This is a genomic window from Anaerorhabdus sp. (assembly GCF_036657415.1).
GTDB lineage: Bacteria > Bacillota_I > Bacilli_A > Erysipelotrichales > Erysipelotrichaceae > Anaerorhabdus.
The window spans coordinates 1-9,264 of record NZ_JAVXGL010000076.1; the positions used below are offsets into that span (position 1 = coordinate 1).

Annotated in this window: 10 protein-coding genes; 9 read left to right on the plus strand and 1 reads right to left on the minus strand. The window is 31.5% G+C overall.

Going from position 1 to position 9,264, the window contains the following annotated elements; translation table 11 throughout:
* Window positions 1–546: YitT family protein (locus RSB60_RS09365; RefSeq protein ID WP_332615944.1), on the minus strand; the 546-nt coding region annotated here is incomplete at its 3' end.
* A gap of 188 nt (window positions 547–734) precedes the next feature.
* On the opposite strand from RSB60_RS09365, the gene RSB60_RS09370 reads away from it, so the two are divergent.
* The 9 genes from RSB60_RS09370 to RSB60_RS09410 form a co-directional block, all read left to right on the plus strand.
* Window positions 735–2,648, plus strand: a complete 1,914-nt coding sequence (locus tag RSB60_RS09370; RefSeq protein ID WP_332615946.1) for a BglG family transcription antiterminator — start codon at window positions 735–737, stop codon at window positions 2,646–2,648.
* A 12-nt stretch (window positions 2,649–2,660) separates the two neighbouring features.
* Window positions 2,661–3,284, plus strand: coding sequence for an RDD family protein (locus tag RSB60_RS09375; RefSeq protein ID WP_332615947.1), 624 nt, complete (start codon window positions 2,661–2,663; stop codon window positions 3,282–3,284).
* An 83-nt stretch (window positions 3,285–3,367) separates the two neighbouring features.
* A complete protein-coding gene (locus tag RSB60_RS09380) occupies window positions 3,368–3,691 on the plus strand; it encodes a PTS lactose/cellobiose transporter subunit IIA (RefSeq protein WP_332615948.1) in 324 nt (107 codons plus the stop codon).
* A 94-nt stretch (window positions 3,692–3,785) separates the two neighbouring features.
* On the plus strand, window positions 3,786–4,109 hold the full coding sequence (locus tag RSB60_RS09385; RefSeq protein WP_332615949.1) for a PTS sugar transporter subunit IIB: 324 nt from the start codon (window positions 3,786–3,788) through the stop codon (window positions 4,107–4,109).
* Window positions 4,110–4,123: 14 nt separating this feature from the next.
* Window positions 4,124–5,515 (plus strand): PTS sugar transporter subunit IIC, encoded by a 1,392-nt coding sequence (locus RSB60_RS09390; RefSeq protein ID WP_332615950.1) that lies wholly within the window; start codon window positions 4,124–4,126, stop codon window positions 5,513–5,515.
* A 35-nt stretch (window positions 5,516–5,550) separates the two neighbouring features.
* Complete coding sequence (locus tag RSB60_RS09395) at window positions 5,551–6,075, plus strand: GrdB-related putative oxidoreductase (protein WP_332615951.1); 525 nt, start codon at window positions 5,551–5,553, stop codon at window positions 6,073–6,075.
* A 42-nt stretch (window positions 6,076–6,117) separates the two neighbouring features.
* Window positions 6,118–7,212 carry a DUF871 domain-containing protein gene (locus RSB60_RS09400; protein WP_332615952.1) on the plus strand — a complete coding sequence of 365 codons (1,095 nt, stop codon included), beginning with the start codon at window positions 6,118–6,120 and terminating at the stop codon, window positions 7,210–7,212.
* A 147-nt stretch (window positions 7,213–7,359) separates the two neighbouring features.
* A complete protein-coding gene (locus RSB60_RS09405; RefSeq protein WP_332615954.1) occupies window positions 7,360–8,319 on the plus strand; it encodes a N(4)-(beta-N-acetylglucosaminyl)-L-asparaginase in 960 nt (319 codons plus the stop codon).
* Between the two features lie 7 nt (window positions 8,320–8,326).
* On the plus strand, window positions 8,327–9,264 hold a 938-nt coding region (locus RSB60_RS09410), incomplete at its 3' end, for a Sapep family Mn(2+)-dependent dipeptidase (RefSeq protein WP_332615956.1).

Consider the following 9,264-nt stretch of genomic DNA (forward strand, 5'->3'; position numbering starts at 1 on the left):
TAGAATAGAGTATCCAGCATAAATCCAACCAAACATAAAACCAAAGATGCATAGGATTATGGAGTTAAAGATAAAGACTTGTTCCCAAATAGAACGATTTATTTTATTTGAAACATAAAGCGCTATGAAATCAGTTCCTCCAGTAGAGGCATTTCCTTTTAGTGCAATGACTACACAGATTCCATAAAGAAACCCTCCAAAGGTTACGTTAAGAAAGAAATCATCAAAGACTGGAGAAAAATCTAATATATTTAATAACACAGATGTCAACATGAATTGAATAGATGATAGAATCGTAAATTTTTTACTTATGCTTTTATAGCATATAAAAGCAACAGGAACATTTAACATAATGATTGCTAGTGAAGTTGAAATATTTACGTTGTAAAGTGATGCTATTTTATCTATTAAAATAGCAACTCCTGTAAACCCGCTACTTAATAGATTTGATGGTTGTATAAAAGCTTTAATTACAAAGGTTTGTAAAAGCGAAGAAGCTATTACACAACAGATACTGATGAGAAACTGTGTTTTTTTATTTTTCATTTTATACCTCTTATAAATGATTTTAACATCTATAAGTATAAATCGTTTAGTGTACAAGATATTTAAAAAGCTTTCCTATAAACTAGGAAAATACCTTCTTCAATAATTTCCTAGCTATTAGGAAATTATGTTAGAATTAATCAGTGCTTTATAATTATATAATAAACACACGAAAGGATGCTGATCGAATGCTTAATAAAAGACAAGAAAGAATCATCATGATAATGAATGATTCAAATGATTGGATAACAGGGAAAGAGCTTTCTAAGCTATTAGATGTATCAGATAGAACGATACGTTCTGATATGGATACGATAAATCGTTTTTATAAAGATGTATTAATTGAATCCAATCTACGTTATGGGTATCACTTAAATCAAGAAGCATTACGTACATTGAATATTGAAATCAAGCAGCCAATTGCTCAAACACCCCAAGAAAGATGTATTTATATTATTCAACAATTGTTGTTTCAACAACATGAGTTAAGTATTTCAAATCTACAAGATCAAGTATTTGTGAGTGATTATTCGATTGATAACGATATTAGAAAAATCAAGAAAATGATTGAACCGCATAAAGATTTAAATTTAATAAGATCTAAAAATTTTATTCATTTAGAGGGAAGCGAAGAGAGTAAACGAAAGCTTTATAAAGAATTACTAACGGAAGAAACAAAAGGTAATTTCTTGAATATGAATAAACTTGCCTCGCTTTATAAAGATTTTGATCTATTAGAAGTCAAAGATATTCTAGACCAAGTTATTAGAAAATATAATTTTCATATAAGAGAAATGTCAATGCCTTTATTAATGATGCATATTGGTGTTTCAATTGAAAGAATGATTCATCACAATTATATGCAAACTAATCGGAAGAGTGAAGAACTTAAAAGAAGTGTTGAATATCATATAGCGGAGGATTTCTTCCATTTAGTTTCTAATAAAATCCGTATTGAGATTGTGGATGATGAATTATGTTTATTGGCTTTGTTGTTGCTAGGTAAAAAAAGTAAAGAGTATGCGAAAGATTGTATTAAAATAGAAAACCGAGATTTTAATGTTTCTCAAATGATAGAAGAAGTATTAGATAATATTTATGAAATGTTTGATATTGATTTTAGAAAAGATACGGAACTTAAATTTGGACTTCAACTGCATTTACAAGCGTTAATTGAGCGACAACTTAAAAATACGGACGTTGATAATGTATATTTACAAGAGATTAAAAAGAAATATCCGTTGGTATTTGAAATGGCAGTTAGTGTAGGGAAATTTTTGAATGAAAAAACAAGTTTACATATTAAAGAGAATGAAATAGGCTTTTTTGCTCTTCATTTAGGAAGTGCGTATGAACGAAATGGTGAATCGAGTAAATATAAGATATTGATGATTTATCCAGATGATCAAGCATTAAGCAAACTATGTGTTCAAAAAATTGAAAACAGATTTTCTGAAAGAATGGAAGTGGTTGAACATTTAAGTTTGTTTGTTGAAGAATATGTCGAAACTATTCAACCGGATTTAATTTTAACAACCCTGCCATTACAACATAGTTTAGATATATTGACAATTCAAATTTCTTTGTTTGTAAATTATGAAGATGAAAGTAGAATATTTCAGGCATTAAATCAGTTAGATAAAATTAGAAATAAGGCAGAATTTGAAGAAATGATTGTTGACTTGATTAAACCTCAATTTTTCTATAAATCTTTGGACGTTCATACTCCTGAGGAAATGATCACGTTCATGTGTAACCATCTTGAAAAAGAAGGATATACTCCTAAAGAATTTAGAGATAGTGTTTTACAAAGAGAAAGCATGTCAGCAACTTCTTTTGTGTTTGGATTTGCAATACCTCATACATTTAATGTCGCAGCCAATACTTCTTGTATTTCAATAGCAACATTAAAGACACCAATTAAATGGGGAGATTTTGAGGTAAAATTAGTTATTCTTCTTGCTATTAAAGATGGTAACAGAAAATTATTACGTGTATTTTTTGATTGGTTAAGTGGCGTGGTTAATAATTCTGGTAAATTTTCAAATTTATTAGAAGCAAAGGATCATCAAGACTTTATTAATCAAATATTAAACAATTAATGGAGGAAAATTATGAGTTTATTTGTAAGATTATATACATTATTTGACAATAGCGAATGTGATGTAAACAATGGAAAACGTTTCTTTGCATATGTAATTGACTGGTTTTTAGGAAGTTTGTTTACAATGCTACCTATGTGCATTATGTGGTTATTATTAACAAAAGATATGGATAAAATGGCTGGTGTCAATGTGATGTATATTGCAGGACAAGTATCTACATCAAAAGCATATTTAGCAGGTCTTTTATCAACTGTATTTGCATTATTCTACTATGTTGTGATACCTTGGAAAATACACCGAGGACAAACAATCGGAAAACGCATGATGGGCTTTAAAATTGTTCAAAAAAACAATGAAGAAGTGACGCTTTCTACACTGATTATTCGTCAAGTCATTGGAATTATTATTATTGAAGGTGCTTTATATAATGTAAGTGGAATATTACACTCTATGTTGTCACTTGCTACTAATATTAATTTTATCAGTATACTAATGTATGTAGGATTAGCAATTAGTGTATGTAGTGGGTTCTTAGTATTAAAGATTAATAGTCGAAGAATGTTCCACGATTATTTAGCAAAAACGAAGGTCATTGCATTTGAAGAGGAAGAACATCAAAATGAAAGTATTTAATTTCCTATAAATTAGGAAATTCGCTTACTTAAATAAATAGGAAATAACGATATCATATAAATATAAAAAAGGAGGACTTTTATATGGAAGGCGTAGAATTACAGTGTTTTAAAATTATCTCATCAGTAGGAACTGCAAGAAGCAGTTATATTGAGGCAATTCAAGAAGCTAAAAAAGGCGATTTTGTGAAAGCTGAAGAACTGATGAAAGAAGGAATTGAAAGCTTTAACCAAGGACATTGTACTCATGGCGAGTTGATCCAAGAAGAAGCAAATGGAAATGGTGTCACTGCTAGCTTATTATTGATACATGCAGAAGACCAATTAATGAGTGCAGAAGCATTCCATATTATTGCAAATGAATTGATTGATAGTTATAAGAGAATTACAGCATTAGAAAAAAAATAAAGTTTCTTTCCTAATTTTAGGAAAAAGATTAAAGGAAAAATAAAAATGAAAGCGGTTATAATGTTCGCAGATAAAGAAAGGAGAATGTTTGTCTATGAAAAAAGTTTATTTATTCTGTAGTGCAGGTATGTCAACAAGTATGTTAGCAAGTAAAATGCAAGAAACTGCAAATGCGCATAATCTTCCAATTGAGGTTAAAGCTCATCCATTCGATAAAATGGATGTAATCATTGAAAGAGATCATCCTGATTGTATTTTACTAGGACCACAAGTGAAATATTTATACAACGGAGCAGTAGAAAAATTTGGTTCCACTGGAATTCCTATTGGGTTAATCGATTCAGGCGATTATGGAATGATGGACGGAGAAAAAGTTTTAAAATTTGCAGTAAAATTGATTAAAGAAAAGAAGAAATAGAAAAGGAGAAAAAAATGTTCGAAAAATTAGAAAAAGTAATGATGCCACTAGCAGAAGCTATTGGTCGTAACAAATACCTAATTGCAGTTCGTGATGGTTTCTTAGTATCTACACCATTATTGATTGTTGGGTCGATCTTCCTTTTAATTGGTAACTTTCCAATTACGGCATGGACAGATTTCTTAGAAGGAACAAAAGTAGCAGGTACAACATTATCTGCATTAATAGCGAAACCAGCAGATGCTACATTCACGATTATGGCAGTCTTTGCGACAATGGGTATTGGTTATTCATTCGCAAAGCAAATGAAAACAACACCTATATTTGGGGCAGCTGTTACCTTAATGGCATGGTTTATTTTGATGCCTTATGTTGTAACTGGATCAGCAAAATCATTGATTGATGCAACTGGTGCTGCATTAAATGTTGAAGGAATTAAGGCTACTGTTGGAGGTATTTCAACTGGCTGGATAGGGGCAAAAGGAATATTCGTGGGTATTATTTGTGCATTCTCTTCTGTTCACATTTATTCATGGGTTGAAAGAAGAGGATGGACAATTAAGATGCCAGCTGGTGTTCCACCAACTGTAGTTCAATCATTTGCAGCGCTAATACCTGCAGGTATTGTTATGAGCATATTCTTCTTAATTAACTCTTTATTTGCTTACTGTAACACAGATGCATTTACATTTATTTTCAACTTTTTACAAACTCCATTATTAGGATTAGGTGATACACTTGGTGCGATGATAATTGCTTATATCTTCTTACACATATTCTGGTTCTTTGGAGTAAATGGAGGATCAGTAGTAGGTGCTGTATTTAATCCAATTCTAACTACTTTAGGATTAGAGAATCTAGAAGCATATAAAGCTCATCAAGAATTACCTCATATTATTACTCAACAATTCCAAGATTTATTCGCAACATTTGGTGGTTGTGGTTCTACACTTTCACTTTTAATTGCTATGTTATTCTTCTGTAAATCAAAACGTATTACAGAATTAGGTAAATTAGCTATTATTCCAGGAATCTTTGGAATTAATGAACCAATTGTATTTGGATTACCAATTGTTTTAAATCCAACAATTGTTATTCCGTTTGTCTTGGTACCAATGGTTAATATTATTTTAACTTATTTCGCAATGGATTTTGGCTTATTCCCAATGTGTAATGGAATTAATATTCCATGGACAACACCTGTTATCATTTCTGGATTATTAGCTACTAACTGGGTTGGTGCTCTTTTCCAAGCTGGGTTACTGGTGTTAGGCGTCTTCATTTATATGCCATTCATTAAAGTAATGGACAAACAATATATGAATGATGAAGCAAATGCAGTGGCTGCAATACATGATGATGGTGATGATATTAATTTAGATGATTTGTCGTTTGATGATTTATAAAAAGATGTAGAAATAGTCGAAAGGGAAATATACTTATGAAAATAATTATGATATATGATCAAATACAGGCTGGTGCTGGAACAAAAGATGATAAAATGATCCCTTTGTCAGTACAAAGAGATGCAGTAGGACCTGCTATTATGATGGAACAATTTCTTAAAAAAATTGATGGAAAAATTTTAGCATGTCTGTACTGTGGAAATGGTACGTATTTGGAGAATAAAGAGGAAGTAACTCGTAAACTTGTTGGGATGGTTAATAAATTAAAGCCTGATGTTGTTATGTGTGGACCCGCTTTTAATTATGCAGATTTTGCAGATATGTCAGCTCATGTTTGTAGTGAAATTATGAAACATACAGATATTCCTGCTCTAGCTGCAATGTCACAAGAAAATGAAACAATAATAGAAGAATTTAAAGATTCTATTCTAATTGTAAAAACACCTAAAAAAGGTGGCACAGGTTTGAATGATGCATTGAGCAATATGTGCAAAGTTGCAGACGCATTACATCAAAATATTGATACAACTGAATTAAAAAAAGCTGTTTGCTTTAATTAAATTAAAAGATGAGCATGACTCATCTTTTTTGGAGGAAAAATAATGCATAAATTAGGATTAAGTATTTACCCAGAACACTCAACAAGAGAGAAAGATTTTGCTTATATGGAATTAGGAGCAAAATATGGATTTACAAGAATATTTACTTGTTTACTATCAGTAGCACAAGATAAAGATAAGATTTTTGATGAGTTTGGTACATTTATGAAGAAAGCACATGAATTAGGATATGAAGTTGCTGTTGATACAAATCCAGAAGTATTTAAAGTATTAGGTGCTACTCCTTTGGATTTAAAAGCATTTCATGAATTAGAGGTTGATATTATTCGCTTAGATGGACACTTTGATGACTTTCTAGATCGTGCAATTACGCATAATCCATATGGCATTAAAATAGAATTTAATGGGAGTGCAGATACAACGATTGATTTCTTATTGAAGCATGGAGCTGATATTCATAACATGTGTGTATGTCATAATTTTTATCCACAAAGATATAGTGGAATTAGTTGGGATTTATTTATGATGTGTAATGAAAAATGGAAAGATTTAGGATTACATACTGCAGCATTTGTATCTAGTAATGAAAAGAATACATTTGGTCCTTGGCCTGTTTCAGCAGGGTTACCAACTGTTGAAATTCATCGTAATTTACCAATTGATTTACAGGCACGCCATATGCTTGCATGTGAGTTAATTGATGATATTTTAATTGGAAACACGTTTGCGAGTGAAGAGGAATTAAAAGCACTTTCGCAAATTGATACAACGAAAACAATGATGCGCTTAGATTTAGATGAAAATATTAGTGAAACAGAAAAAGATATCTTATTTAATTCACCACATTGTGGACGTGGGGATTATAGTGATTTCTATGTACGTTCTACATTGCCTAGATTTACTTTTGGAAAAGAAAGTATTCCTTATAGAAAACATACGGATACTAAATTCCATCGTGGAGATGTTGTGATTGTTAATGACAACTTAAAACATTATCGTGCTGAGCTTGAAATAGTACTTCAAGATATTGAAAATGATGGAGAACGTAATTATGTCGGAAAACTTGCTGAACATGAAATTATTATCTTAGATGAATTAGAACTTCATCAAGATCATATGTTTGGTTTTGTTAAATAATTTAGATAGCAGAAGTATGGGGAATATAACATATTTCTGCTTTTTTGTTACTTCCTAGAACTTAGGAAATTTTTTTAGCAGAAGTTGTATGAAACTTAGTTATAATTAACTTGATAAAACGTTGAATAAACAGAGAGGAGAATTACTATGTGGGGCATTATAGCAACATGGAGAATGGCAGTAGAAGGAATTAGCAAAGCAAGTGAAATGTTAGAGGATAGTCAAAGCAGTGGTGATGCAATTGAAGAAGCGATTAAAGCAGTAGAAGATTTTCCTTTTTATAAATCTGTGGGTTATGGAGGACTACCAAACGAAGAGATGGAAGTAGAATTAGATGCAGCTTTTATGGATGGTACAACATTTGATATGGGTGCAGTAGGTGCTATTAAAGATTTTGCGAATCCAATTAGTATTGCACGTCGTTTAAGTAAGGAAAAGGTAAATAATTTATTAGTTGGTGAAGGCGCTGAAAAATTTGCACATAAAGAAGGATTTGAGCGTAAAAACATGTTAACAGATCGTGCGAAAATTCATTATAAAAATAGAGTTAAAGAAGTCGCAGAATTAGAGATTAAACCTTATTCAGGACACGATACAGTAGGTATGGTTTGTTTAGACACTAAAGGTGATATGTGTGCGGCTACTAGTACTTCTGGATTATTTATGAAGAAAAAAGGAAGAGTTGGAGATTCCCCTATTTGTGGATCTGGTTTTTACGTAGATAGTAATATCGGCGGAGCAAGTGCTACAGGTCTTGGTGAAGACTTAATGAAAGGCTGTATTTCTTATGAAATTGTACGTTTAATGAAAGAAGGGAAGCATCCACAAGAAGCTTGTGATATTGCAGTAAATGCTTTAAATGAAGAACTTGTTAAGCGTAGAGGTAAAGCAGGAGACTTATCTTTAATTGCGATGAATAATGAAGGGGAATGGGGAGTCGCAACAAATATTGATGGATTCTCATTTGCTGTTTCAACAAGTAAATTAGAAAAACCTATTGTTTATTTAACGAAAAATGTAAATGGTAAAAATATCCATGAGGTCGCAACACAAGAGTGGTTAGATAATTATATGAAGACGAGAATGGCGCCTTTAAAAGAGAACTAATTAAACTATGGAAAAAATAATACAAGATAAAATTGATGAATTAGCAAATATGATGATTGATGGGATTTTAGAAGTAGTGAAGATTGATAGTGTTAAAGGTACGCCAAGTATGGATGCCCCTTTTGGCTTAGGGATTAAAGAGGCATTGAATAAAACATTGAGTATTGCAAGTTCTTTAGGGTTCACAACAAAAAATATCGATAATTATATTGGATACGCACAATATGGTGAAGGTGAAGATTATATAGGTATTATTGGTCATTTAGATGTGGTAGAAGTAGGTGTTGGTTGGACACATCCACCTTTTAGTGGTTATGTAAATGATGAAGGTAGAATCTTCTCACGAGGTATATTAGATAATAAAGGACCTATTATGAGTTGTTTATATGCCTTGTATGCAATTAAGGAGTTGGGTATCAAACTATCAAAACCAGTACGAATTATTTTTGGAACTGATGAAGAAAGTGGATTTGAGGATTTAACATATTATTTGACTAAAGAAAAAACACCTATCATGGGATGGACACCAGATTGCAAATACCCAGTAGTTTATGGGGAAAGAGGCAGAGCAGTGTTTAAGATAACTGCTGATAAGAAGGATATAACTTCGTTTTTTGATTTTGTGACAACATACTTTTTAGAGAGTAAAAGTAATGGGGATCGCTTAGGAATTAATTATAGGGATGATGAATTTGGGGAAATGCAAATTCGTAATACAAAGTTGAAAGCTAAAGATGTTACTATAGAATTTGGGTTTACCCTAAGTTATCCGGCAGTGTGTACGTTACAAGAAATTGAAAAACAGATTGAAGCGAAGTTAAGTGAAAAATTGACATTAAAGCTGATTCATAACTATAACCCTGTTAAGTTTGACAAAGATTGTTTTATGGTTAAACAATTACAGAGTGCATATGAGAGTGTAATGCATTGTGATGGAACGCCTGT

Excerpts from the sequence above, each read along its gene's own strand:
- RSB60_RS09380 (WP_332615948.1), top strand. The coding sequence starts at position 3,368 with ATGGAAGGCGTAGAATTACAGTGTTTTAAAATTATCTCATCAGTAGGA.
- RSB60_RS09385 (WP_332615949.1), top strand. The coding sequence starts at position 3,786 with ATGAAAAAAGTTTATTTATTCTGTAGTGCAGGTATGTCAACAAGTATG.
- RSB60_RS09405 (WP_332615954.1), top strand. The coding sequence starts at position 7,360 with ATGTGGGGCATTATAGCAACATGGAGAATGGCAGTAGAAGGAATTAGC.
- RSB60_RS09400 (WP_332615952.1), top strand. The coding sequence starts at position 6,118 with ATGCATAAATTAGGATTAAGTATTTACCCAGAACACTCAACAAGAGAG.
- RSB60_RS09395 (WP_332615951.1), top strand. The coding sequence starts at position 5,551 with ATGAAAATAATTATGATATATGATCAAATACAGGCTGGTGCTGGAACA.
- RSB60_RS09375 (WP_332615947.1), top strand. The coding sequence starts at position 2,661 with ATGAGTTTATTTGTAAGATTATATACATTATTTGACAATAGCGAATGT.
- RSB60_RS09370 (WP_332615946.1), top strand. The coding sequence starts at position 735 with ATGCTTAATAAAAGACAAGAAAGAATCATCATGATAATGAATGATTCA.
- RSB60_RS09390 (WP_332615950.1), top strand. The coding sequence starts at position 4,124 with ATGTTCGAAAAATTAGAAAAAGTAATGATGCCACTAGCAGAAGCTATT.